Raw genomic sequence first — 24,206 nt, 5'->3', positions numbered from 1 at the left:
TATGGTAGCGAGGATAGTCGGAACAGGCAGTGCAGTTCCCGAAAATATTGTGACAAATGATGATCTGTCCAGGATTGTGGATACAAATGATGAGTGGATTTCCACACGGACCGGAATCCGGGAGAGAAGGATTGCAAAAGAGGAAAATACAACCATTCTGGCATGCCGCGCCGCCAAAAAGGCTTTGGAGAATGCGGGAATGGATGCCGCGGATGTGGAGCTGATCCTAGTGGCTACCTGTACACCGGATTCATTTTTCCCAAATACTGCCTGCCGGGTACAGAAGGAAATCGGTGCTTGGAACGCCGTTGGATTCGATTTAAGTGCAGCGTGTTCGGGGTTTGTATTTGCCTTAAGCACGGTTCAGGCGTATATAAAAAGCGGAGTTTACAAAAATGCGCTGATCATCGGAGCGGAAACTCTGTCAAAGCTTCTCAACTGGGAAGACAGAGGTACATGTGTGCTGTTTGGGGACGGGGCAGGAGCCGTCGTGGTAAAGGCTCATGAGACAGGATTCATGGATATGGTCCAGTGGTCAGACGGCAGAGGGGACAGTGTTCTTACTTGTGGTGCCCGCCAGATGAAGAACGTTCTGGCACCCGGTGCCCAGGAGGCGGATTATGTTGCCATGGAAGGACAGCCTGTTTTTAAATTTGCCGTAAAAAAGGTGCCGGAGTGTATTACACAGGTACTGGAAAAGACCGGGACAGAGAAAGAGGAGATCAGGTATTATGTTCTGCACCAGGCCAACAGCAGAATCATCCAGTCAGTTGCCAAAAGACTAAAGGAGGCGGAGGAAAAATTTCCCATGAATCTGGAACGTCACGGCAATACATCCGCCGCCAGTATTCCCATTTTGCTGGATGAGATGAACCGTGAAGGAAAGCTGCAAAAGGGGGACAAGATCATCCTGTCAGGATTCGGAGCTGGGCTGACCTGGGGAGCCGCGCTGCTTGAATGGTAAGCACTGTCCCGCGAAGCGTGCTGCCGGGCAAGCAGTGAGCAGTAACGATTTCTGTTCCATAAAGTACAGGTATTGTGGTAAGATATAAGCATACAGGCAAAGGAAAAGGAAAAACGGAGGAGGATTTATGAAATTACTGATAAAACAGAGGGTATTTTCCTGGACAGACACCTATGATGTGTACGATGAATACGGTAACCCGAAGTATTTTGTCAAAGGAGAGTTTCTGTCTATTGGCCATAAGATACACATTTACCGTCACGATACCGGTGAGGAAGTAGGCATGGTGAGAGAAAAACTGATGACTGTCATGCCCCGGTTTGAGCTGATTGCAGGGGGCAGGGCTCTGGGGAGTATCCAAAAACGCTTTGCATTGTTTAAGCCCAAATATGAGATCGACTATAATGACTGGAGAGTGGAAGGCGATTTTTTGGAATGGGATTACGATGTCTATCAGGAATGCTGCCCGATCATGCATATCAGGAAAGAGCCCTTTCACTGGGGGGACACGTATGTGATCGACTATGCCTGCCAGGACGATGAGCTGATCGGCCTGCTGACGGTGATCGCCATTGACGCGGCAAACTGCAGTGATGGAAACCGGTAGACACGGCAGAAACAGGACAGGGAGAAAACATTTGGAAAATAGCAGCAGCAGGAAACTGATTGAGTATATAAAACAAAAACCGCAGGTATATGAAGCCAGCTCCTCCGCTTTCTGGGATGATGAGAATATTTCCGGATATATGCTGGAGGCGCACTTGGACCCGGATGCGGAAGGCGCAACCAGGAAGCATGAATTTATACAAAGATCCGCGGACTGGATTGCAGAGCGTTGCGGGGGAGGAGCGGGAAAGAAGCTTCTGGACCTGGGATGCGGACCGGGACTCTATGCAGAGCTGTTTGATGACAGGGGATTTCAGGTGACAGGTCTTGATTTTTCCAGACGGTCCGTCCAATACGCCAGAGAACATGCTGCCGGGACAAAGAGGGACATCCGGTATGAATATAAGAATTATCTGGATATGGATGAGGAGAATGCATTTGATGTCGTAACTTTGATCTATTGTGATTTCGGTGTACTGCCTCCAAAGGACAGGAGGATTCTGCTGGGGAAAATAAAAAAGGCACTGAAACAGGGTGGAATCCTTATTCTTGACGGATTTACCCGTGCTCTGCCTTTTGAAAAACTGGAGACGGTTCAGTATCAGGATGAGGGATTCTGGTCAGCCGGACCTCATGTGGTCATTCAGCGCAATTACAGATATCCCGAGACAGATAACACTCTGGAGCAGTATCTGGTGATCACAGAGGAGGACTGCCACTGTTATAATCTTTGGAACCAGCGGTACACCAGGGAAACCTTAAAAAAGGAAATAGAGAGTGCAGGGCTGTGCTGCACGGAATTTTATGATAATGTGGCAGGAAAGGCGTTTACAGGCCGGGATACGACAATCTGTGCTGTCGCAGAGAAACAGGCGGAGGGATAAGCGGCGGACATGTATTTTATGCGGCGGTGTCCTCCGGATTCAGAATACAGCGGGTGAGAAATGCGGAACAAAATAAAAGTGCCTCATATGGAAAACCGGAAATTTACAGGCTTCCATATGGGGCACTTTTATTTTTTAAAGAATCAGCAGACGGATTTCATCATTTCATATGCGCCGTCGCGCTGGATCTTGTTCAGCATATCTGTGACAGCGGCTTCAAATCCGGGCATAGAGCACAGATCCATATCCCAAAGTGCTTCATTGCCACAGACCGCGTGCACGTATTCCTCTGTGGTATCATCCTTATGTGCTGCAAAAAAGGAGAGAACATTTCTGTCGTCCGACACAGTATAAGCACCACCGTCCGGACGTACGGCAGCAAGACCCGCGTCTGTCAGTTCCTTCCCCCGGTAAAACGCCAGATAGAAGGCAAAGGAGGCTGTGAGACAGAGAGGCAGTTTTCCTGTCCTGTCCATATACGCCTTCAGGGACGGCAGGACCCTGGCTTTCCATTTGGAGGTGGAATTCAGGCAGATGGACAGCAGTGCATGGTCGATAAACGGGTTTTTAAAACGCTCTGTGACGGCGGAGGCGAAACTCTCCAGCTCCTCTTTGGGAAGAGACAGTGTGGGGATGATTTCCTCATGGACTGCTTTATTCATAAAGCCGCAGACTACATCATCCTCCATACAGTCCCGCACGATATCGAACCCGGCCAGATATGCCCCCATGACCATGGAGGTATGAGCGCCGTTTAAGATTCGGACCTTGCGCTCCTTGTATGGTTTGTGGTCATCTGTGATGAGGACCGGAAGTCCGGCCTTCTCAAATGGAAGTTCCTGTTTTAAAGCAGCAGGTCCCTCAATGACCCAGAAGGCAAAGACTTCACCGGTATCCATGGCGGCGTCCAGATAGCCGTTTTCCTCATTCAGCGCATCCTCTTCCCCTTTGGGAAAGCCGGTGACAATGCGGTCCACAAGCGTGGAGCCGAACATGTTCTCCTCCTCCAGCCATGTAAGGAAGCCTTCCTCCAGATTCCACTGTGCGGCATACGAAAGCACACATTTTTTCAGCTCTTTTCCGTTTTCCGCAATAAGCTCACAGGGAAGAATAACGAATCCCTTTCCTTTTTCGCTGCCGAAGATTTCATAACGGCGGTAGAGAAACTGGGTCAGCTTGCCCGGAAAGCTGGAGGCCGGTCTGTCCTGAAACCTGCAGGCAGGGTCGTATACGATTCCGGCCTCGGTGGTGTTGCAGGTGATAAAGCGCAGATTAGGATTTTCGGCGCAGGCCATGACCGCGTCGTAATCTTCATAGGCATTCAGGCAGCGGCTGACACAGGAGATGACACGCTTGTCACTGACCTTTCTTCCGTTTTCAAAGCCGCGCAGATATAAGGTGTAAAGCCCTTCCTGGGTGTTCAGGTCATCAGCTAGGCTGTGGCCGGGGCGTTTTGGCCGGGGCTGGACAAGAACTGCCTTGCCGTTGAAACCTGTCTTTTCATTCAACATATCAATAAAATGGTCTGTAAAGGCCCGCATAAAATTTCCTTCCCCAAATTGGAGGACACGTTCGGGAGCCTCCCGGAGAAGATAGCCTTTGTAATTCTGTTCTTTTAATATCTGATAACTGAGTTTTTCCATGATTTTTATTCCCCTGTTGTTATATTTACATTACCATCCACAGGCGCTGTCACGCGAAATGTGTTAAAGCGTAACACCCTGTTTGAAAATAGCCATGTCATGAAAACCGGCTTTCTCTGCTTTGACTTTCTCACCGGAAGCGACCTGCAGCACATACTCAAAAAGCTGACTGCTCAGCTCCTCTAAGGGCACACCCTCTGTCATGGGACCGCAGTTGAAGTCAATCCAGTTTTTTTTCTTCTCATAGAGGGCAGTATTGCTGGAGATTTTCACGGTGGGCACAGGGGAGGCGAAAGGGGTGCCTCTTCCTGTGGTGAACAGGACAATATGGGCACCTGATGCAGCCAGGGCTGTGGAGGCCACCAGATCATTGCCCGGGGCGCTGAGCAGGTTCAGACCCTTTTCCTTTACCGGTTCCCCGTAGGCGAGAACACCTTTTACAGGCGCGCTGCCTGATTTTTGTGTGCATCCCATGGATTTGTCTTCCAGCGTGGAGATCCCTCCCTTTTTATTGCCGGGGGACGGGTTTTCATAGATGGTCTGGTTGTGGCTTTTGAAATAATTTTTAAAGTCATTGATCAGTTCAACGGTCCTGTCAAACAGCGCTTCATTGGCGCAGCGATTCATAAGCAGTGTCTCCGCGCCGAACATTTCCGGTACCTCGGTGAGAATCGTAGTGCCTCCTTTGGAGATGAGCAGGTCTGAGAAACCGCCCACGGTCGGGTTGGCTGTGATGCCGGACAGACCGTCGCTGCCGCCGCATTTCATGCCGATGACAAGTTCCCTGCAGCTTATGGGTTCTCTTGAAAAACTGCCTGCATATTCTGCAAGTTCCCGGATGACGGCAAGTCCGTCGCGGATCTCATCCTCAGATTCCTGCGCCACCAGGATACGAACTCTTTTGGGATCGTAGGAACCGATATATCGCTTCAGTTCCTCTATATTGCTGTTCTCACACCCCAGGCCCAATACAAGGACGCCCCCTGCATTGGGGTGGTTGATCAAGTCTGCCAGTATCCTGCGTGTGTGTTCCTGATCCTCCCCCATCTGGGAACATCCGTAGGGATGAGGAAAGGCTGCGATGTCATCAATGGTGCCGGTCTTATAGATCTGTGCCTGTTTTTCAATGGTTTCTGCCACGTTGTTGACGCAGCCGACGGTTGGAATGATCCAGATTTCATTGCGGACACCGGCCTGGCCATTGCTTCTTCTGTACCCGTGAAAGAAGCGCTCCTCAGTGGGGGCAAGCTCTGCCGCATCTTTACGATAAGTATAGGTAAGAAGATCTCCCAGGCCTGTTTTCATATTATGGGTATGAATCCAGGAGCCTTGGGCGATGTCCTCCCTGGCCTGTCCGATGGGAGAGCCGTACTTTATAACTGCCTCCCCTGCCCGGATGTCCTTCAGGGCAAACTTGTGACCCTGGGGGATATCTTCTGATAACAGGATTTCCTTATGATCCAAATGGACAGAGGTGCCTGCTGCAAGCGGAGCAAGCGCTACGGCAACACTGTCATCCGGATGAATCTTCAGATAAGTCTGCATGGGAATATTCATCCTCCTTTATAAAATGCGATTCCATATAATAGCTAAGTATGAAATGTAAGGGCTTACACTAAATCTACAACTTGGCGGGGAGTTCGTCAACATGAATTTTAAAAATTGGACAAAAAACAAGAATTTTATTAATATTTCACAAAAATAAAAGAGAAAACTTGTGAAAAATATCGCAGCAAAAAGAATTGCTTTTTTGTTTTCCTGTCTGTATAATGAAAAATAAAGTGTAAGGGCTTACACTTCCACAGCGAAAGGAACGTGGGATTATGAACATATACGATATCGCGAAGCTTGCAGGGGTTTCCATTGCCACCGTATCACGAGTGGTCAATGACAGCCCAAAGGTGAGTGAAAAGACAAAAGAAAAGGTACGGGCAGTCATGGCAGCAAATGACTATATACCCAATGTATTTGCCAGGGGCATGAGCCTGAACTCCATGAAGACAGTGGGAATCATCTGTCCAAGTGTTTCAGACCATTATATGGCATCTGCTGTGGCATATCTGGAGAAGAACCTGAGAAATTACGGTTATGACTGCATTTTATACTGCAGCGGATATGATCAGGAGGATAAGGAGATCTCTGTGCAGATGATTCTGCAGAAACGCATTGACGCGCTGCTTTTAGTGGGCTCCTGCTACGCGGGGGACAAGGAGTACGGGGAAGACATTACTTATATTAAGAAGGCTTCCGAAGAGATTCCTGTGTTTATTATGAACGGTTTCATTGACGGGGAGAATATCTACTGTATGCTCACAGATGATTACCAGTCCGTGTTTGATGCCGTTTCCGCTATGATCGCCTCAGGCAGAAAGCAGATCCTGTTTCTCAGTGATTCTTATTCATACAGTGCCATGCATAAGCTGCAGGGGTATGAGGATGCCCTGAAGGCTGCAGGCATTCCGGTGTTCGGGGAGCGCAAGGTCTACATCAAAAATGAGATCCATCTGGTGCGGGACATTCTGCTGGCCAGAAGAGATCTGGTGTTTGACGGCGTCATTGCCACAGATGACGGTCTGGCAGTGGGCGCAGTAAAATACGCCAAGGCAAAGAAGCTGTCCGTACCGCAGGATATCAGTATTATAGGTTACAATAATTCAGAACTTTCCATTGGATGTGAGCCGGAGCTGACATCCATAGACGGCAGGGGTGACTTGCTGTGCAAGATGACAATTGACTCCCTGATGGAGGTCTTAAAAGGAGAAAGCGTGGAGCACAGAAAATATGTGCGGTGCCGTCTGGAAAAACGGTGCACCACAGATTTTTGATAAAAAGCCCATCGCCAAAGGCGGTTTTAAAATTTCCGCATAAACGTAGCGGAAAAAGAGTGAAAGGAAAAGAATCATGAGAGGATTAAAGAAAGCCTTTATACTTGCTTTATGTGTCACTGCAGTTCTGGGACTTGGCGGCTGTTCTTCCATTAAAAGTGAGAAGAGAATCGTTCGGATTTCCCATGCCCAGTCTGAGACACATCCGGAGCATCTGGGACTTTTAAAATTTAAGGAATATGTGGAGGAGAATCTGGGAGACAAATATGAGGTTCAGATTTTTCCAAATGAGATACTGGGTTCCGCGCAGAAGGCCATAGAGCTGACGCAGACAGGAGCCATTGACTTTGTTGTGGCGGGCACAGCCAACCTGGAGACTTTTGCAGATGTATATGAGGTGTTCAGCATGCCGTATCTGTTTACTTCCGAGGAAGCCTATCATGAGGTGATGGGCGATACGGACTATATGAATCAGGTATATGCGTCCACGGACGAGGCAGGTTTCCGGGTACTGACCTGGTACAATGCGGGAACCAGAAGCTTTTACGCAAAAAAACCGATTCATACACCGGAGGATCTAAAGGGCCTGAAAATCCGTGTACAGCAGAGTCCGGCCAGTGTAAACATGGTAAAAGCTTTCGGCGCGGCTGCCTCCCCTATGAGTTTCGGCGAGGTTTACACCGCCATACAGCAGGGTGTCATTGACGGTGCGGAGAACAATGAGCTTGCCCTTACCAATAACAAACACGGGGAAGTGGCAAAATACTACTCTTACAACAAGCACCAGATGGTGCCGGATATGCTGATCGGAAACCTGAAATTTTTAAACGGACTGAGCAGTGAAGAACGTGAAGTATTTGAACAGGCTGCCCTTCTGTCCACAGAGGTGGAGATGGAAGAGTGGGACAAGCAGGTGGAAGAGGCAAAAGATATTGCGCAGAACCAGATGGGTGTGGAGTTCATTGACGTGGATGTGCAGGCATTTAAGGACAAGGTGTCCAATGTGCAGCAGGATATGCTGGATGATAACCCGGACATTCAGGAATTGTATGACCATATCCAGAAAATCAATGAGAAATACGCAAAGGAGGAAGAGTAAATGAAAGCCTTACATTCAATCCGAAAAGTTATCAATACGATCTTAAGCTCTGCCTGTGCTGTTATTTTTGCGTTTATGGTATGCATCGGAACCTATCAAATCGTGATCCGTTACTTCTTCAACAGTCCCAGCACCGTTTCCGAGGAGCTTCTGACCTACAGCTTTACCTGGATGGCGCTGCTTGCCTCCGCTTATGTGTTTGGTAAAAGAGACCATATGCGTATGGGATTTTTAGCAGATAAGATCACAGGGACAAAAAGAAAAGTCCTGGAAATTGTGATTGAAATCCTGATCATGCTCCTGGCCGGAAGTGTTATGATTTACGGCGGAGCTACGATCATGAACCTTACCATGACCCAGAAGACGGCTTCCCTGGGAATCCCCATGGGTATCATCTACACGGTCGTACCGCTTTCCGGCGTGCTCATTGTGCTGTACTCCATTTTCAATATTGTGGATCTGTGCAGCGGATATGAGCAGGAGCACCGGGAAGTGAAAGAATAATCTGAGGAAAAGGAGTTTCGATTATGAATACAGCATTAGTTTCAGGATTGATCATATTGGTTCTGCTGGTCATCATGCTGCTGGCAGGTGTGCCCATTGCAGTAGCGCTGGGAATCTCTTCCGTATGCGCCATTCTGCCGGTTATGGATACAAGTGTTGCGGTTCTCACCGGCGCGCAGAGGATTTTTTCCGGTATTTCCGTGTTCAGTCTTCTTGCCATACCGTTTTTCATTCTGGCCGGAAATATCATGAATAAGGGCGGCATAGCGGTCCGTCTGATCAATCTGGCAAAGCTCATCACAGGACGTGCACCCGGTGCGCTGGCCCAGACAAATGTCATTGCAAACATGCTTTTCGGAGCCATTTCCGGTTCCGGTACAGCGGCAGCCTCAGCCATGGGGTCCATCATCGGCCCGATTGAGAAGGATGAGGGATATGACCCTAACTTCTCCGCGGCTGCCAATATTGCCACTGCCCCAACCGGGCTTTTGATTCCGCCAAGCAATGTTATGATCACCTTCTCCCTGGTCAGCGGCGGAACTTCTGTGGCAGCGCTCTTTATGGCGGGCTACATACCCGGGATTTTGTGGGGACTGGCATGTATGCTGGTGATCTATTTCATTGCAAAGAAAAAAGGATACCGGGCAAAAACAAAATTTACGTTTAAAGAAGCCATGAAAATTGTTTTACAGGCTCTGCCGTGTCTGCTGCTTATCATTATTGTGATCGGCGGTATCATCGGCGGTATCTTCACAGCCACAGAGGGGTCTGTGGTGGCGGTTGTATATAGTCTTGTTTTATCCCTGTTCTTTTACCGTTCCATCAGCTTGAAGGACCTGCCCAAGATTTTCAAGGAAAGCGCTGAGATGACAGGTATTATTATTTTCCTGATCGGTGTTTCCAGTATTATGTCATGGGTTATGGCATTTACCAATATCCCCACAGCCGTTTCCAATGGTTTGCTGGCCATCAGCAGCAACAAGATCGTTATCTTCCTGTTGATCAATGTGATTCTGCTGATCGTAGGAACTTTCATGGATATGACACCTGCCTGCCTGATCTTCACACCGATTTTCCTTCCGGTGTGTACGGCGCTTGGCATGAATCCTATCCATTTTGGTATCATGCTGATCTTCAACCTCTGTATCGGAACCATCACACCGCCTGTGGGCACCACACTGTTTGTGGGCGTCAAGGTGGGAAAGGTGAAGATAGAGACGGTGTTCAGACAGCTTTTGATCTATTTTGCAGCGATCTTCGTTGTACTTATGCTGGTAACTTATATCCCGCAGCTCAGTCTCTGGCTGCCAAGTCTGATGGGATATGTGTAAAATAAAAGGAGGTAATGTTTTATGAAACAGTTTATGGACAAAGATTTTCTATTGAGCACCCCCACCGCACAGGAATTATATCATGACTTTGCGGCAAAGGTGCCGGTTCTTGACTACCACTGCCACATCAATCCGCAGGAGATCGCAGAGGACAGAAAGTTTGAGAACATCACACAGGTATGGCTGGGCGGAGACCATTACAAATGGCGCCAGATGCGTTCCAATGGTGTGGAGGAGCGTTATATCACCGGAGACGCACCAGACAGAGAAAAATTCCAGAAATGGGCGGAGACACTGGAGAAAGCCATCGGCAATCCTCTGTTTCACTGGAGTCATCTGGAGCTGCAGCGGTATTTCGGATATACAGGTGTGTTAAACGGGGATACTGCGGAGGAAGTATGGAATTTGTGTAATGCAAAGCTTCAGGAGGCTTCCATGAGTGCAAGAAATCTGATCCTCCAGTCAAATGTTACGCTGATCTGCACCACCGACGATCCGGCAGATGACCTGAAATGGCACAAAATGCTGGCAGAAGATGAGAGTTTCCCGGTACAGGTACTTCCTGCATGGAGACCGGATAAGGCCATGAATCTGGAAAAACCGGATTACGGTCAGTATCTGGAGACACTGGCAGAGGCGGCTAATATGGATATCCAGTCTTTTGAGGACTTGAAAGCAGCGCTGAAGTCCAGAATGGCATTTTTCAATGAGATGGGCTGCCGGGCGTCAGATCATGGGCTGGAGTATGTCATGTATGTTCCGGCTTCTGATGAGGAGGTTGAGGCTGTCTTCCAGAAGCGGTTGAATGAGGAGACGGTTACCAGGGAGGAAGAGCTGAAGTTTAAGACAGCGTTCATGCTTTTTGTTGCCGGGGAATATGCGAAGATGGGCTGGGCTATGCAGCTTCATTATGGATGTAAGCGTGATAATAATACGGATATGTATGAAAAGCTGGGTCCGGATACAGGGTTTGACTGTATCAATAATTATGCACCGTCAGGTCAGATCGCGGATTATTTAAATGCGCTGAATGCAGAGGGGAATCTTCCGAAAACGGTGATTTACAGTTTGAATCCCAATGATGATGAGGCGATTGGAACGATCATCGGTTGTTTCCAGAATTCAGATGCTGTTGGAAAGATTCAGCAGGGGTCTGCATGGTGGTTCAATGACCATAAGACAGGAATGACAAAGCAGATGACATCTCTTGCAAACTTAGGTCTGCTGGGGAACTTTATCGGAATGCTGACGGATTCCAGAAGTTTTCTTTCTTATCCGAGGCATGAGTATTTTAGAAGGATACTTTGTGAGATGATCGGTAATTGGGTGGAAAATGGAGAGTATCCTAAGGATATGAAGATGCTGGAGAGGATTGTGAAGGGGATTTCTTATAATAATGCGGTGCGTTATTTTGGGTTTGAACTGGAAATGAAATAGAGATAGGGGAAAAGAGTCTGTGTGGAAGTTGCATGCGGGCTCTTTTTTTTGTGGCAAAGGGGACGGGATGAGGCGGTGTGCAGCCGGGGACGGCGGGCGGGGGTCTGTTTGTGTCCGCTCGACGTTCCAGGACTGTGAACTAACCTCCAACTGCAACTAAGACGCTCGCCGGAGGGCTCGCGCCTAAGTTTCCGTAGGAGGTGGATTTCACAGACCCTTCCACTTAACCTCGCTGACACAAACAGACCCCCGCCCGCCGTCCCCGGCTGCACACCGCCTCATCCCTGGTTTTCTCAGGGCAGAGTTATGGATTAGATATCATTTGGGTAATAATGAGGTCTGTTAGTTTGAAAATTTTGGATTTACGTATGGATTCTAAAGATTTTTCTTGAATTATATGTAAAAATAGGTGAGTTAGCGGTGAAAATTTCTTGGATTACATACGAAAGGTAAGAAGGGATTTCAAATTATCCGTAAAGAGAAGAAAAACCACGGCGAAACATCTTAAAATTACCTACAAAAGTCAAATGATGCTTTCAAATTATCTGTAAAGAGAGGAAAAACCACGGCGAAACACCTTAAAATTACCTACAAAAGCCAAATGCTGCTTTCAAATTATCTGTAAAGAGAGGAAAAACCACGGCGAAACACCTTAAAATTACCTACAAAAGTCAAATGCTACTTTCAAATTATCTGTAAAGAGAGGAAAAACCACGGCGAGGCATCTTAAAATTACCTACAAAAGCCAAATGCCGCTTTCAAATTATCCGTAAAGAGAGGAAAAACCACGGCGAAACACCTTACAATTACCTACAAAAGCCAAATGCTGCTTTCAAATTATCCGTAAAGAGAGGAAAAACCACGGCGAGGCATCTAAAAATTACCAACGAAAGCTAAACATCTTTTTCCAATTATCTGTAAAGCAGGAAAAATCTGTGTTCATCCTTTGTTACCAACTGTAAAATAAAGAAAATCTGCAGTCATAATATATGCCGGTTCTGTATATCACCAGGTGTTTTCATTCTGCAGACATGAAAAAGCAAGGCAGCCAGCCATGGTATGAAGCAGAATGTACCATATCGGTACTGCGTAAATCATATTACTTGGCACGGAATGTTCTGGGGACAGGGGAGGATGAAAGAAAGGAAAAACGGCGATTTTTGTATGGAAGATTGTAGCTTATTGTGTTAAAATAAACCGAAAAGGAATTTAGAGAGGAGAAATATTGTGGAAAATCGAAGAATTATCCAGGTGGAAGAGAAAGTTCCGCCAAAGCTTCTGATACCGCTCAGTATTCAGCATATGTTTGCCATGTTCGGGGCGTCTGTGTTGGTTCCGTTTTTGTTTGGAATCAATCCGGCGGTGGTTCTGTTTATGAACGGTGTGGGGACGCTGTTGTTTATACTGATCACTAAGGGGAAGGCGCCGGCCTATCTGGGGTCCAGTTTTGCTTTTATTGCGCCGGCCAGTATTGTGATCAGTAAGTTTGGATATGCCTATGCGCTTGGCGGGTTCGTGGCAGTGGGATTTTTGGGGTGCATCCTGTCTTTCATTATTTATAAGTTTGGGTCGGATTGGATCGATGTTGTGCTTCCTCCGGCAGCTATGGGGCCGGTTGTGGCGCTTATCGGTCTGGAGCTTTCTTCTACGGCGGCCAGTAATGCGGGGATGCTGGATGAGGTGGTCAATCCGAAGAATGCCATTGTGTTTTTGGTGACGCTCGGTGTCGCTGTGATCGGGTCGGTGGTGTTTCGGAAATTTTTGTCCGTGATTCCTATTCTGATCGCTATTCTGGCAGGATATGCGGCAGCACTTCTCTGCGGGATCGTGGATTTTACGGAGGTGGCGAATGCCTCAATTTTTGCACTGCCGAATTTCTCTGCGCCGAAATTTAATCTGCAGGCAATCCTGATCATTCTGCCGGTTATTCTGGTCATCGCCTCAGAGCATATTGGACATCAGATCGTAACAGGGAAGATTGTAGGAAGGGACCTGATCAAGGATCCGGGTCTGCACCGTTCTCTTTTTGCGGATAATTTTTCTACTATGATCTCCGGGTTTATCGGTTCTGTGCCGACTACCACTTACGGAGAGAATATTGGGGTTATGGCTGTGACAAGGGTTTACAGTGTGTATGTGATCGGCGGGGCAGCGGTGCTTTCAATCATCTGCTCTTTTGTAGGTAAACTGTCAGCCCTTATCAGTACCATTCCGGGACCGGTCATCGGGGGAATCTCCTTCCTTCTGTATGGTATGATCGGTACTTCCGGTATCCGTATTCTGGTGGACGGACGCGTGGATTACGGACGTTCCAGGAACCTGGCACTGACCTCGGTTATTTTTGTGACCGGGTTGTCGGGAATTTCGGTGAAATTTGGACAGATTGAATTGAAGGGTATGGTTTTGGCCTGTGTAGTGGGTATGCTTTTAAGCCTGCTGTTTTATGTACTGGACAGATTTAAACTGACCAATGATCTGGAAGAAGAGTAAGAGAAGAGATGAAAGAAGGGGGCTGTCGGAAAGCAGTCCCCTTTTTTCGTCCGCCAAAGAAAATCAGGGTTGTATGCTGCGTTCAAAGAAAGAGATAGCAATACCTCCGTACATATATTCTTTTGTTATTTTGAAATTGAATTTTTTATAAAAATAGTGATTCTGTGTTTTATCGGAAGGTGTCTCCAACGCCCAGTGTCTGGCGTTGGGGTATTTTTTATCAAGAAAACGCATGGCTGTCTGTCCAATGCCTTTGTTGGCGTATTTGGGTATGACACAGAGAGCGCCAAGATAGTAGGACTCATCCCCATCCGGCCTGACAGAGACTGCACCAACAATGGCGCCATCAGCGATTATCTTATATACATCACGTTTTTGTAAGTTATCCAGAATGTCATTTTCTGTTTTGTTATATCCCGGGCATTCCCCGTACTTTAAATAGTCGCTGTAAAAACTCATATTATAAACTTCGGCAAGCCTTTTAGCGTCGCTGCGGCATGCTTTTTCTATTTTAATTATCATGGGATAACTCCTTTTGGCTGTAATGGATTATGGATTGATTACTCTATTTTAAACATTTGGTACATAAGTGTCAATTATTTTGAAGCAGCAGGGCAGCAATCAGAAGACAGGTGGCAATTACGGCCGCATTTATCCTGACAGGTGCAGCATGAAAATGGATGTAAGAACAGGAATATACGGCCTTGACTCTCACATAATGTCATCGTTTATACTTATTAAAAAGAGAAACTGAAGTAAAAAGAGGAGGGACATGTTTACAATGTGCAAAGAATGTTATATTGACAACAGCCGAATCACACCGCTGCTGAATCCCGTAGACTGCCTGAGTCATCATACCCAATATATCTGCGGAACATGCGGGCGCTGTATTTGTATAGAACGGGATTTGAGAAGAGGGCTGCAGAGATGGAATTTCCCCTTTCAGTCTCTGGAACAGGCAAAGCTTTATCTGCGCACAGCGGATGTGACCATGAAAAAGTCTTGCGGCATCTATGAGATAAAGAGCAGCCGGGGAAGAATTTCGTATAAAATTTTCCCCGGTGAAGAAGAACTGCAGAGTTACCTGAAAAAGAACAGAAACAAAATATGTGAAGCCATGTCACCTGTCTTTTCCGTGAAAGAATACCGGGAGTACCCATTTACCCAGGAGCGGAGGCTGACGCATGAAGAAATAGAGAGGTACATGCAGGAGAAAAATAGGCAGAAATGATCACAGATCTGTTTCCCTGTTCAGTCTGACGGCAGCAAAGCAAAATCCCAGTCCGCCCATGAGCAGAAGCAGACATATGGTGAAGACTAACTCACGGCCTGACATCGCTTTGCCCAGCAAAATGGAGCGGATGCTGTTGATCACATGGGTAAAGGGATTGCCGCTTACCAGGATTTTCAGTATACCGGTGATTCTATCCACAGGAAACAGCGCAGAGCTTAAAAAGAACACGGGCAGCACAATGGCGTTCATCACAGACTCGTACACCATTTCATTGGGAAGGATCAGGCTGATGCCGTAACAGATTCCGGACATAAAAAAGGCAGTCAGAAAGATCAGAAGCAGAATGATGCAGAAGCCTGATATACCGGTATGGAATCTCACGGAAAAGAAAAGGCTGATGAGCCCCATAAGGCCGACTTCCAAAAAAGTGCAGAGAACACCTTCCAATATCTGCCCCAGTATGACGGAGGTTCTTTGGACAGGAGCGATGAGAATCCGGTAGAAGCTTCCCTCTGCCTTCAGCATATAATTCATGATTCCGCTGCTGCTGCACACAGAGAAGGAGACCAGCACCATGAGGCCGGGCAGGATAAATGCCGTGTAATTTCCTATCTCTGTGCCCTGCAAGGTCTGTCCTGCCACGGCGCTGTATAATATCAGCCAGAGAACTGGCTGCGTCAGGGTGATGATAATGGTGAGCTTGTTGTGAAAGCGCCATTTTATATTTTTCCATAAGATCGTAAAGACTGTCATATGCATGCCTCCTGTTTGCTCTCCTCTGTGAGTTTCAGAAAAATATCATCCAGGGACGGCTGTTTTATCTCAATGCCCAGAAAGGGAATCTGATTCTTTAACAGAAACACATTGGCAGTTTCCATATCGCGGCGGATATCTTCCGTAAAGAGCAGACAGCAGTTGTCCTGTATTCTGATTCTGTCCGGCAGAAAGAGACCGGACATCCGTTTTACAGAATCCCCGGCGGCAGATTTGGAAGAAAAGGTGATCCGGATCATATCCTGTCTGATATACTGCCTCAGGGCAAAGGGGGTTCCCTGGGCCACTTCTTTTCCCTCCTTCATGATACAGACCGTATCACTCAGACTGTCAGCCTCCTCCAGATAATGTGTTGTGAGAAAGACAGTGGTGCCGAATTCTTCCCGGATCTTCTCCATCATCTTCCACATAGCCATGCGGGACTGGATATCCATGCCCACAGTAGGTTCATCCAGAAACAGGATTTCCGGTTCTGACATAAGGTTCAGGGCAATGTCCAGCCGCCTTTTTATGCCGCCTGAATAGGAGGAGACGGGATATTTCAGATATTGTGTCAGGTCAAATGCGTCAATCAGCATGTCCATGCGTTTTTTTGCCGCGGCTTTCGGAATTCGGTATAGACGGCTCTGAAACATCATATTTTCTCTGAGAGACAAATGCATATCAATAGAGGTCTGCTGGGAGACACAGGCAATTTTTGCCCGTATGCGGTCCGCGTCCCGGTTAAGGTCCAGGCCCAGAACAGATACCTTTCCGGAACCGGGTTTCAAAAAGGTGGTCAAAATTCGTATGAGTGTTGACTTGCCGGCGCCGTTCTGCCCAAGAAGGGTAAAGATCTCGCCCCTTTTTACTGTCAGGCTGAGGCCGGACAGGGCCTGCACGCCGTTTTTATATTGCTTGTACACCTGTTCGGCACAGATGGCGTAAGGTGATGTCTGCTGCATGGCCTATCAATCCTCCTCAATGGGAAACTGGATTTCCGTAATGTATTTATCCGGGTTTCCTTTTATGATCATGCCCGGTCCTTTGAGGAAAATCTCCCGGAAGGGAGGTCTTAGAACCAGGTGGTGCTCTGCGGCAAAGTGATCGATTGCGGCATATGCCTGAAAAAGTGTATCATAGGAACCGGTATGTGTGACGCAGAGCGCTCGTATGCGGGGGAAAACTTTCACATTTACACTGCTGCCGGCCGGTGTTTCCTGCGTGGGGACACACAGTTCCATATTCCCCATTTTCGTTTCCGGGTCCATGCTGAGATAGGAGAAGAAAGGAGACCCGTTTGTCTTTCCGCGTACGGATTGAAACACTTTGGGGAACATGCGGTTTGCTTTTGCGGCGTCTCCCCGATATTTCATGTATGCAGCCCGTATGGGCTCGATTTCTCTGATTTCTACTTTGTGATCCATGATCATTCCTCCTTATTCTTTGTGATTGCGATCCATACCTGAAAATGTCCGTTCTCCGGCTGTTTTTCATATATGGGATAGACTTCCACATCCGGCAGATAGGCGTACTCGTAACCGGAGAATGGAAGCCATTCTGTCATAAAGCGGCGGAAAATGCTCTGCACCTGTTCTTTCAGGCTGCCGTCACTTTCAAACACCACCCATGTGGCAGCGGGGATTGTGTAGTCCAGCATATCTTCCGGCACCGGCCCTTCTGTCTGGGCAGCAATATAATAGAAGATATTCTGTGGGTCCCGGTAAGTGCTGACGCCCAGTATATTCCGTGGTTCCCGGTCAGCAAGTGCGCAGATTTCCCGGAATTTCGGGCCTTCCATGGTTTGTTTCCAGAAGGCGGGAATGCGTTCCATATTTTTCTCCATGTTTTCTGTCAGGGGTATGCGGATACCTGCAATGCGCATAGGACCCTTCTGTTCAATCCGGTAGGCCATGGGCGTTTCTCCTGTCACGGTCACGGAAAACGTGACGGCAGGATAGGCATGTAACACACATCCCTCATTTCTGGCAGCGGTGGGGGGAATGCCATGGACACTTTGAAAGGCGCGGTTAAAGGAAGTTGGGGAAGTATAGCCGTATTTTAAGGCGATATCCAGAACCTTATGGTCTGTGCGCTGCAGTTCAAAGGCAGCCTGGGTCATTCTTCTCTTCCTGATATAGTCAGACAGGGGAATACCTGCCACATAGGAAAACATTCGCTGAAAATAATAGGTGGAGCAGCAGGCAATTTCCGCTGCTTTGTCATAGGAAATTTCCTTGTCCAGATTTTCCTCAATATATGCGATGGCACTGCTCAGTTTTTTTAACCATTCCATTTTTCTGCCTCCTTGCTTACAGCATAGCTTATGAAAAAAGTATAATCCTCTCTTTTTATGTCCTGTTTTGTAAAGGGATATACAGGAGTTTGGGATGACAGCAGAAAACGTTTGTGCATATACGATTTACGTTGGTGCTGTTATCGCGCAAAACCTATTATAGTCTGATAATATAGAACCGGAACCTATGGTGCAGCAGAATGTTACACATCTATAACGCGTTTTGTCATAGATTACATCCGGAATCAGGCTTAAACAGTGGATTGAAAGAGGAAATTTTACATAGTTGCTACGGGACATGTTAAGAATTTATTTTTTATTGTACATAGAAACGCAAAAATAGTCACAAACTTTGTCAGTTCATTAAAAAAATAGTCATGAGTTTGTTCTATTAAAGTCGTGTAAACGTAAAACAAGATTGCTTATATTAGTAACATCTTTTCTATATAATACCAAACATGGACAGCAAATCCAGTTTTTTGCTGCAAAAGAGGGATTATTATGGATAAAAAGATAAGAAGGAACCGAATCAGGCGGGCACGCAAGGTCAGACGCATGAAGAAAATGCTGACATCAGGAGTTCTTCTGCTGGCAGCCCTGCTTTTTCTCTCCCTGGTGTTTGTACCAAAGGTATCTGCAGAGAGGGAATTAAAGGCCAAATCAGCCCGGGAGGCGGAGCTGGAAGCCAAGATGACAAAGGTGACAATAGGAGCGATCGGTACCTGTATCTTTGGCGATGAGCGGGGAACAGGTATAAAAGGCAGTTTCCTGGAGACATACGAGAAGAAAGAAAACCCTGCCTATTTTTTTCAGAATGTGAAAACAGAGCTTGAAAAGGCGGATGTAAATGTCACGAATTTTATCGGTGATATGTCAGAGGAAACGGCGGCAGGCAGGAAGCATCCCATCAAAGGACAGAAAGAATACGCGGAAATCCTCAAAGAAGGTTCCATCGATCTGGTGAACCTGGCGAATGACAGAACAAAGGACTATGGACAGGACGGATATTATGACACGGCTATCGCGTTAAATGAAGCGGGAGTCGGAGCTTTCGGACATGACCGTGTCTCTTTCAAAAATATAAACGGGATTCAAATTGGCTTCATCGGCATTGATGTGCTTGACAGATCCATGGATATGCAGGCACTGCTGGTTAAAAATATACGGCTTGCTGAGGGTGCAGGCGCACACATGATCGTCGTGTGCATGAACTGGGGCAAAGAAGGGGCCCAAAAGCCCGGCAAAAGTCAGGAGGAGTGGGCACACAGAGCCGTTGAAGCGGGGGCAGATCTGGTGCTGGGGTATCACCCATCCCATGTACAGCAGGTAGAGAGATATGAGGGGAGTTATATCATATACAGCCTGGGAGTATTTTGTAATGGGGCAGATAAGAACCCTGAGGTTTGGGACAGCGTGATATACCGCCAGACATTCGGGTTTTTGGATGGAAAGCTTGTGAAGGCCTGGGAACCGGAACAGATTCCATGCAGGATATCATCCGATTCCGGAGAAAATAATTTTCAGCCGGAATTGGATGTATAGACCCACCCCTGAAAGAAATAAACAAAGGAGAAAAATAATGAGAACAGGAAAAATTATGGTTTTGGCGGCAGCGGCAATCTTATCGGCAAGTCTTCTGGCAGGTTGCGGCAGCAGCAATGAGGACAAAGAAACAAAGACAAAGACAGAAGACACAGCAAAGAAGGATAAGACTGCAGAAAATGACAAGAACAAAAAGAAAGAAGAAGCAAAGGTCATAGAACCAAAAAAGAAGACAGAAGACGTAAAGGTATCGGACAAAAGTGATAATTCCGGCAGCCAGGAAACTGCCGGTGGAGAGGAGAACAGCAATCAGGATAAGACAGCCGGCCAGGAGCAGACAGACAGCCAGGAGCAGTCAGAGGAGAGTAATGAATCCGGCACCCAGGAGAATACAGACGAAAGCAGTGAAAATCAGGATGCGTACACAGATGAAGAAGGACATTACGATCCTTCAGGCGGCAGAGAGACATACGAAACTGCAGGATATGTGCTTGATGTGAATGGCAATACCATGCGGATTGATGAAGAGAACATAGGCGGACGTACTTATGGAGGTGAAGGAGAAGACAGAGCAGTCGAATATAATATAGGCATGGCGATTGTGGATTGTCCTGTTATTATAAAATCGGGCCTCAGCGTGGAAGTGGAGTATTATGTGGAAGATGGCGTGAATTATGCAGTACATATTTACAGTGACGGCGATGAGAAGGAACCCATTGGATAAAAAAATATATAGTTCCCGGAGCTGCAGAAGATCATCTGCGGCCCGGGGACTTTTTTAGCTTCTTTTAAGGTTTTTATGATAAGATAAAGGATAACAAACAATCTTATCACAAAAACAGGAGGGGAAAACATGCGTTTACTGCTTGCAGAGGATGAAAAGGAACTGGCGAATGCGCTGGCAGCGGTGCTGAAACACAACAAGTATTCCATAGATGTGGTTTACAACGGGGCAGATGCCTATGACTGGGCCCAGGCGGCTGAGTATGACGGTATTATCCTGGATATCATGATGCCGAAGATGAGCGGGCTTGAAGTGCTTGAAGCGCTCAGAAAGCAGGGAAGTACCGTACCGATCCTGCTTCTCACCGCAAAAGGAGAGATTGAAGACCGTGTGACAGGCCTTGACATGGGAGCAGATGATTACCTGCCAAAGCCCTTTGCCATGAAAGAACTGCTTGCCAGGATCAGAGCCATGACCAGAAGAAAATCAGAATTTTCCGCAAATATACTGGATTTTGAAGGTCTGACCCTAAACAGGGAGAATTTCGAGCTGGCTTATAAAAGCCAGTCTCTCCGCCTTGGAAATAAGGAATTCCAGATGATGGAAATGCTCATGAGAAATTCCGGCCAGTTCATCTCAGCAGAACAGTTTATGGAAAAGATATGGGGCTTTGAGGCGCAGGCAGAGGTGAGTGTGGTGTGGGTCTATCTCTCCTATCTGAGAAAAAAGCTGCAGAATCTGGAGGCGCCCATAGAGATCAGGGCAGCCAGGGGAATCGGCTATAAGCTGGAGAAAAAAGTCTGAGCCGGAAAGGTATGCATATGATTAAAAAATTGCAGAGAAAATTTGTCATGATCACCATGATCTCCCTGCTGGCTGTTCTGCTGCTGGTGGTAGGGGGAATCAATGGCTTGAATATTTATCAGATCACGGGGAAATCCGATATTCTTCTGGAAATGCTGGCTGAAAATGGAGGGAGTTTTCCGAAACAATGGGATAAGGGCAGCCATCCGCCCGGGATGACGGAGGAGACAGTGCCAAAGGACGCGGAGGAGACAGTGCCGAAGGACGCGGAGGAGACAATGCCGAAGGACGCGGAGGAGACAATGCCGAAGGACGCGGAGGAGACAGTGCCAAAGGACCCCGAGGGGCAGACCGGGGAAGGACGGAAGCAGGAGGAAGCCTTTGCGGAACCGCAGGATAAGGGGATACGCGGAAGAGGCGGTCTGTTTGGCTATCGGATGTCAGAGGAGACACCATTTGAGACACGATATTTTTCCGTAACGATCCCGGCAGCAAAAGCGGGGTCTGAAAATGCAGCAGATGTCTCACAGATGCAGATAGATCTGACCCATGTGGCAGCAGTCACAGAGGAGGAGGCTGCTTCGTTTGCCGGTGAGGTGCTTAAGAAGGGCAGGGAAAAGGGCTACTGCGGACAGTATAAATACCAGAAGACCGTTAAGGAGGACGGGCAGACCCTATTAGTGTTTGTGGACTGCGGCAATGATCTGCAGTCCATCCGGAATTTTGCCGTTATCTCCCTGATTGTGGCTTTTTTCTGTCTGGTGCTGGTATTGTTTTTGGTAAGCGTACTGTCCGGGCGGGCGATCCGGCCTGTGATCGAGAGCATGGAGAAGCAGAGGCAGTTTATCACAGACGCGGGGCATGAGATCAAGACACCCATTGCCATAATCCTGGCCAACGCGGAGGTGATTGAAATGTGTGAGGGGGAGAGCGAGTGGACCAGAAGTATCCGAAACCAGGTGGAGCGCCTGGGAGAGCTGGTCAGGAACCTGCTCACACTCTCCAGACTGGATGAGATGCAGGACAGGCTTCAGACTGCAGATTTCTCCTGTTCCGAGACTGTGAGGGAGTCTGTGGATGCCTTTGCTCCCATGGCGCAGGCAAAAGGTCTGAAGATGGAAAAAAACATACCGGAAGGCCTTTATATGAACGGATGCGAAGCCAATATCCGCCAGCTTGTCACCATCCTTATGGACAATGCAGTCAAATACAGCCCGGAAGAGGGCAGTGTAAGGGTATCTCTGGAGAAAAAAGAGCGGTATCTGGAGCTTTCCGTCTGCAACGACTGCCAGGAGATTCCGGAGGGGGATCTGAACAGGCTGTTTGACCGTTTTTACCGGGCCGACAGTTCCCGGTCCCGGGAGACAGGAGGCTATGGAATCGGTCTGTCCGTGGCCCAGGCCATTGTTAAGGCCCATAAAGGAAAGATTACAGCCAGGGCAGAAGACAGAGGCATCTGTTTTACGGCAAAGCTTCCGGTGAATGAAAAAAAGAATATGACCCTGAAATAGCGGATACTGTGCAGAAGCAGTACACGTGATACAGGGAAGGCAGACAGCAGAAATAAAATTTGCTGTCTGTCTTTTTAAGTTCATTTAAGGTTTGGGCGTTATACTGAGGTGGTAAGAAAGAACAGAATATCAAGGAGGAACATGATGGGCAGTAATCAGATGACATTTGAACGCTACGAGAAGAAATACCTGCTGGACGAAATCCAGTATAAAGAGTTTATAAAAAGGACCGGGGGAAGGATTGTCCCGGACGAATACGGGACAACCACCATATGCAATATCTATTTTGACACACCGGACGCCCGGCTTATCCGCGCATCTCTTGAAAAGCCGGTCTATAAAGAAAAGCTGCGGCTCCGCAGTTACGGGACACCCGGAAAGGATGGGCCTGTATTTCTGGAACTGAAGAAAAAATATAAGGGAATTGTATACAAACGCCGGGATAGTATGGTGCTGTCCGAGGCGGAGGGGTATCTTCTGCGCCATGAGGCGCCCGGAGTGGAGACACAGGTGCTGCGGGAGATTGACTGGTTTTTAAAGTATTACAGAGACATCAGGCCAGCCATGTACATAGCCTATGACAGGATCGCGGCTTATGATACGCAAAAGCCGGAACTGAGAGTGACCTTTGACTGGAATATCCGCTTCCGGAATCAGGAACTGGATCTGAAAAAGGGAACCTGGGGACAGCAGATCCTGGAGGAGGGGCAGCAGCTTATGGAAATTAAGATTCCCGGTGCCATGCCGGTATGGCTCTGCGAACTTCTGGACCAGCTTTGCATTTACCCTGTATCCTTCTCAAAATACGGCAAAGCCTACCGGATGCAGCAGGCAGAGGAAAGAAAAGACGAAGGAGGAAAATACTGTGCTTAATTCATGGTTTCAGTCCATTCTTGTAAATGAAACAACCGCCGCATTTTCTCTTGGCACATTTCTGGCATGTACAGCAGCTTCTCTGGTGCTGGGAATCGTGATCGCGGTAATCTATATGTACCGCAATACCTATACAAAAGGGTTTGTGGTGACCCTGGCGCTGATGCCGGCCATTGTACAGATGGTGATCATGCTGGTCAACGGCAATCTGGGCACCGGCGTGGCGGTGATGGGCGCCTTTTCCCTGGTCAGGTTCAGGTCTGTGCCGGGAACGGCCAGGGAGATCAGCAGTATTTTCCTGGCTATGGCAGTGGGACTTGCCACCGGAATGGGGTATATCGGTATTGCGGCACTTTTTGTAGTGGTGATCGGCGCGGCAGATACCATATTTACAGTCAGCCGTTTTGGAGAGAAGCAGACCCGGGAACGGGCGCTGCGCATTACCATTCCGGAGTCACTGGATTATACAGAGGTATTTGAGGAAATATTCGAGCAATATCTGAAACGCTGGGAGTTGGTCCAGGTGAAGACCACCAACATGGGCAGCCTGTTTCGCCTGGATTATCAGGTTGTGCTGAAAAATCGGAAAGAGGAGAAAAAAATGATCGATGACCTGCGCTGCCGAAACGGGAACCTGGAAATCTTATGCAGCAGGACTGCAATTGTAAGAGAGGAGCTGTAAAACA

At 47.7% G+C, this 24,206-nt stretch carries 23 protein-coding genes; 16 read left to right on the top strand and 7 right to left on the bottom strand.

What is annotated here, in order from left to right:
- Position 1: 1 nt before the first annotated feature.
- The 3 genes from WMO65_RS05525 to WMO65_RS05515 all read left to right on the top strand — a co-directional run bounded on the left by WMO65_RS05525 (position 2) and on the right by WMO65_RS05515 (position 2,454).
- Positions 2-964: a beta-ketoacyl-ACP synthase III gene (locus WMO65_RS05525; RefSeq protein WP_148392330.1), complete on the top strand. Its 963-nt coding sequence runs from the start codon at positions 2-4 to the stop codon at positions 962-964.
- A gap of 127 nt (positions 965-1,091) precedes the next feature.
- Positions 1,092-1,571, top strand: coding sequence for an LURP-one-related/scramblase family protein (locus WMO65_RS05520; RefSeq protein WP_033143274.1), 480 nt, complete (start codon positions 1,092-1,094; stop codon positions 1,569-1,571).
- A 31-nt stretch (positions 1,572-1,602) separates the two neighbouring features.
- On the top strand, positions 1,603-2,454 hold the full coding sequence (locus WMO65_RS05515) for a class I SAM-dependent methyltransferase (RefSeq protein ID WP_349063806.1): 852 nt from the start codon (positions 1,603-1,605) through the stop codon (positions 2,452-2,454).
- 143 nt (positions 2,455-2,597) lie between these two features.
- On the opposite strand, the gene WMO65_RS05510 is transcribed toward WMO65_RS05515, so the two are convergent.
- Both WMO65_RS05510 and WMO65_RS05505 read right to left on the bottom strand, forming a co-directional pair.
- The gene (locus WMO65_RS05510; RefSeq protein WP_349063805.1) at positions 2,598-4,097 is read right to left on the bottom strand and encodes a tagaturonate reductase; all 1,500 of its coding nucleotides are present in this window, start codon (positions 4,095-4,097) and stop codon (positions 2,598-2,600) included.
- A 63-nt stretch (positions 4,098-4,160) separates the two neighbouring features.
- The gene (locus WMO65_RS05505; RefSeq protein WP_349063803.1) at positions 4,161-5,642 is read right to left on the bottom strand and encodes a UxaA family hydrolase; all 1,482 of its coding nucleotides are present in this window, start codon (positions 5,640-5,642) and stop codon (positions 4,161-4,163) included.
- A gap of 278 nt (positions 5,643-5,920) precedes the next feature.
- On the opposite strand from WMO65_RS05505, the gene WMO65_RS05500 reads away from it, so the two are divergent.
- The 6 genes from WMO65_RS05500 to uraA all read left to right on the top strand — a co-directional run bounded on the left by WMO65_RS05500 (position 5,921) and on the right by uraA (position 13,783).
- A complete protein-coding gene (locus WMO65_RS05500) occupies positions 5,921-6,922 on the top strand; it encodes a LacI family DNA-binding transcriptional regulator (protein ID WP_148392338.1) in 1,002 nt (333 codons plus the stop codon).
- A gap of 76 nt (positions 6,923-6,998) precedes the next feature.
- The gene (locus WMO65_RS05495; RefSeq protein ID WP_148392340.1) at positions 6,999-8,021 is read left to right on the top strand and encodes a TRAP transporter substrate-binding protein; all 1,023 of its coding nucleotides are present in this window, start codon (positions 6,999-7,001) and stop codon (positions 8,019-8,021) included.
- Positions 8,022-8,525, top strand: a complete 504-nt coding sequence (locus tag WMO65_RS05490; protein WP_148392341.1) for a TRAP transporter small permease — start codon at positions 8,022-8,024, stop codon at positions 8,523-8,525. It begins immediately after the preceding gene.
- Between the two features lie 23 nt (positions 8,526-8,548).
- A complete protein-coding gene (locus WMO65_RS05485) occupies positions 8,549-9,856 on the top strand; it encodes a TRAP transporter large permease (RefSeq protein ID WP_103732854.1) in 1,308 nt (435 codons plus the stop codon).
- Between the two features lie 21 nt (positions 9,857-9,877).
- Complete coding sequence (uxaC, locus tag WMO65_RS05480; RefSeq protein WP_148393774.1) at positions 9,878-11,293, top strand: glucuronate isomerase; 1,416 nt, start codon at positions 9,878-9,880, stop codon at positions 11,291-11,293.
- A 1,227-nt stretch (positions 11,294-12,520) separates the two neighbouring features.
- The gene (gene uraA / locus WMO65_RS05475; RefSeq protein ID WP_148393772.1) at positions 12,521-13,783 is read left to right on the top strand and encodes a uracil permease; all 1,263 of its coding nucleotides are present in this window, start codon (positions 12,521-12,523) and stop codon (positions 13,781-13,783) included.
- Between the two features lie 63 nt (positions 13,784-13,846).
- Here uraA and WMO65_RS05470 read toward each other — a convergent pair whose 3' ends face one another.
- Positions 13,847-14,305: a GNAT family N-acetyltransferase gene (locus tag WMO65_RS05470; RefSeq protein ID WP_148393766.1), complete on the bottom strand. Its 459-nt coding sequence runs from the start codon at positions 14,303-14,305 to the stop codon at positions 13,847-13,849.
- Between the two features lie 259 nt (positions 14,306-14,564).
- Between WMO65_RS05470 and WMO65_RS05465 the strand changes: the two genes are divergently transcribed.
- Entirely contained in the window at positions 14,565-15,014 is a 450-nt protein-coding gene (locus WMO65_RS05465) for a hypothetical protein (protein WP_148393765.1), read from the top strand.
- On the opposite strand, the gene WMO65_RS05460 is transcribed toward WMO65_RS05465, so the two are convergent.
- From WMO65_RS05460 to WMO65_RS05445, 4 genes are read right to left on the bottom strand one after another with little or no spacing between them, the layout of a single operon-like run.
- A complete protein-coding gene (locus WMO65_RS05460) occupies positions 15,015-15,770 on the bottom strand; it encodes an ABC transporter permease (protein ID WP_148393764.1) in 756 nt (251 codons plus the stop codon). It abuts the gene before it with no gap.
- Positions 15,767-16,735: an ABC transporter ATP-binding protein gene (locus tag WMO65_RS05455; RefSeq protein ID WP_148393763.1), complete on the bottom strand. Its 969-nt coding sequence runs from the start codon at positions 16,733-16,735 to the stop codon at positions 15,767-15,769. The genes WMO65_RS05460 and WMO65_RS05455 overlap by 4 nt, the downstream gene beginning before the upstream one ends.
- Positions 16,736-16,741: 6 nt before the next feature.
- Entirely contained in the window at positions 16,742-17,197 is a 456-nt protein-coding gene (locus tag WMO65_RS05450; protein ID WP_033140923.1) for a GyrI-like domain-containing protein, read from the bottom strand.
- A gap of 2 nt (positions 17,198-17,199) precedes the next feature.
- Positions 17,200-18,066: an AraC family transcriptional regulator gene (locus WMO65_RS05445; protein ID WP_148393762.1), complete on the bottom strand. Its 867-nt coding sequence runs from the start codon at positions 18,064-18,066 to the stop codon at positions 17,200-17,202.
- Between the two features lie 501 nt (positions 18,067-18,567).
- Here WMO65_RS05445 and WMO65_RS05440 point away from each other — a divergent pair.
- The 6 genes from WMO65_RS05440 (at position 18,568) to WMO65_RS05415 (ending at position 24,202) form a co-directional block, all read left to right on the top strand.
- Positions 18,568-19,608, top strand: a complete 1,041-nt coding sequence (locus WMO65_RS05440) for a CapA family protein (protein ID WP_148393761.1) — start codon at positions 18,568-18,570, stop codon at positions 19,606-19,608.
- A gap of 37 nt (positions 19,609-19,645) precedes the next feature.
- Positions 19,646-20,332 (top strand): hypothetical protein, encoded by a 687-nt coding sequence (locus WMO65_RS05435; protein ID WP_054352907.1) that lies wholly within the window; start codon positions 19,646-19,648, stop codon positions 20,330-20,332.
- A 129-nt stretch (positions 20,333-20,461) separates the two neighbouring features.
- On the top strand, positions 20,462-21,136 hold the full coding sequence (locus WMO65_RS05430) for a response regulator transcription factor (protein WP_148393760.1): 675 nt from the start codon (positions 20,462-20,464) through the stop codon (positions 21,134-21,136).
- A 17-nt stretch (positions 21,137-21,153) separates the two neighbouring features.
- Complete coding sequence (locus WMO65_RS05425) at positions 21,154-22,647, top strand: sensor histidine kinase (protein ID WP_148393759.1); 1,494 nt, start codon at positions 21,154-21,156, stop codon at positions 22,645-22,647.
- A 144-nt stretch (positions 22,648-22,791) separates the two neighbouring features.
- Entirely contained in the window at positions 22,792-23,520 is a 729-nt protein-coding gene (locus tag WMO65_RS05420) for a polyphosphate polymerase domain-containing protein (protein ID WP_148393758.1), read from the top strand.
- The gene (locus WMO65_RS05415; protein ID WP_103731276.1) at positions 23,513-24,202 is read left to right on the top strand and encodes a DUF4956 domain-containing protein; all 690 of its coding nucleotides are present in this window, start codon (positions 23,513-23,515) and stop codon (positions 24,200-24,202) included. Before WMO65_RS05420 ends, WMO65_RS05415 begins: the two co-directional genes overlap by 8 nt.
- Positions 24,203-24,206: the final 4 nt, after the last annotated feature.

Origin of the sequence: Blautia caccae (assembly GCF_040095955.1) — a bacterium.
GTDB classification, from domain to species: Bacteria; Bacillota; Clostridia; order Lachnospirales; family Lachnospiraceae; genus Blautia; species Blautia celeris.
This window is presented reverse-complemented; position numbering and strand designations above follow the sequence as displayed.

Bases quoted from the DNA above. Each gene is read 5' to 3' on its own strand.
- WMO65_RS05525 (WP_148392330.1), top strand. From the start codon at position 2: ATGGTAGCGAGGATAGTCGGAACAGGCAGTGCAGTTCCCGAAAATATT.
- WMO65_RS05520 (WP_033143274.1), top strand. From the start codon at position 1,092: ATGAAATTACTGATAAAACAGAGGGTATTTTCCTGGACAGACACCTAT.
- WMO65_RS05510 (WP_349063805.1), bottom strand. From the start codon at position 4,097: ATGGAAAAACTCAGTTATCAGATATTAAAAGAACAGAATTACAAAGGC.
- WMO65_RS05505 (WP_349063803.1), bottom strand. From the start codon at position 5,642: ATGCAGACTTATCTGAAGATTCATCCGGATGACAGTGTTGCCGTAGCG.
- WMO65_RS05500 (WP_148392338.1), top strand. From the start codon at position 5,921: ATGAACATATACGATATCGCGAAGCTTGCAGGGGTTTCCATTGCCACC.
- WMO65_RS05495 (WP_148392340.1), top strand. From the start codon at position 6,999: ATGAGAGGATTAAAGAAAGCCTTTATACTTGCTTTATGTGTCACTGCA.
- WMO65_RS05490 (WP_148392341.1), top strand. From the start codon at position 8,022: ATGAAAGCCTTACATTCAATCCGAAAAGTTATCAATACGATCTTAAGC.
- WMO65_RS05485 (WP_103732854.1), top strand. From the start codon at position 8,549: ATGAATACAGCATTAGTTTCAGGATTGATCATATTGGTTCTGCTGGTC.
- uxaC (WP_148393774.1), top strand. From the start codon at position 9,878: ATGAAACAGTTTATGGACAAAGATTTTCTATTGAGCACCCCCACCGCA.
- WMO65_RS05470 (WP_148393766.1), bottom strand. From the start codon at position 14,305: ATGATAATTAAAATAGAAAAAGCATGCCGCAGCGACGCTAAAAGGCTT.
- WMO65_RS05465 (WP_148393765.1), top strand. From the start codon at position 14,565: ATGTGCAAAGAATGTTATATTGACAACAGCCGAATCACACCGCTGCTG.
- WMO65_RS05460 (WP_148393764.1), bottom strand. From the start codon at position 15,770: ATGACAGTCTTTACGATCTTATGGAAAAATATAAAATGGCGCTTTCAC.
- WMO65_RS05455 (WP_148393763.1), bottom strand. From the start codon at position 16,735: ATGCAGCAGACATCACCTTACGCCATCTGTGCCGAACAGGTGTACAAG.
- WMO65_RS05450 (WP_033140923.1), bottom strand. From the start codon at position 17,197: ATGGATCACAAAGTAGAAATCAGAGAAATCGAGCCCATACGGGCTGCA.
- WMO65_RS05445 (WP_148393762.1), bottom strand. From the start codon at position 18,066: ATGGAATGGTTAAAAAAACTGAGCAGTGCCATCGCATATATTGAGGAA.
- WMO65_RS05440 (WP_148393761.1), top strand. From the start codon at position 18,568: ATGGATAAAAAGATAAGAAGGAACCGAATCAGGCGGGCACGCAAGGTC.
- WMO65_RS05435 (WP_054352907.1), top strand. From the start codon at position 19,646: ATGAGAACAGGAAAAATTATGGTTTTGGCGGCAGCGGCAATCTTATCG.
- WMO65_RS05430 (WP_148393760.1), top strand. From the start codon at position 20,462: ATGCGTTTACTGCTTGCAGAGGATGAAAAGGAACTGGCGAATGCGCTG.
- WMO65_RS05425 (WP_148393759.1), top strand. From the start codon at position 21,154: ATGATTAAAAAATTGCAGAGAAAATTTGTCATGATCACCATGATCTCC.
- WMO65_RS05420 (WP_148393758.1), top strand. From the start codon at position 22,792: ATGGGCAGTAATCAGATGACATTTGAACGCTACGAGAAGAAATACCTG.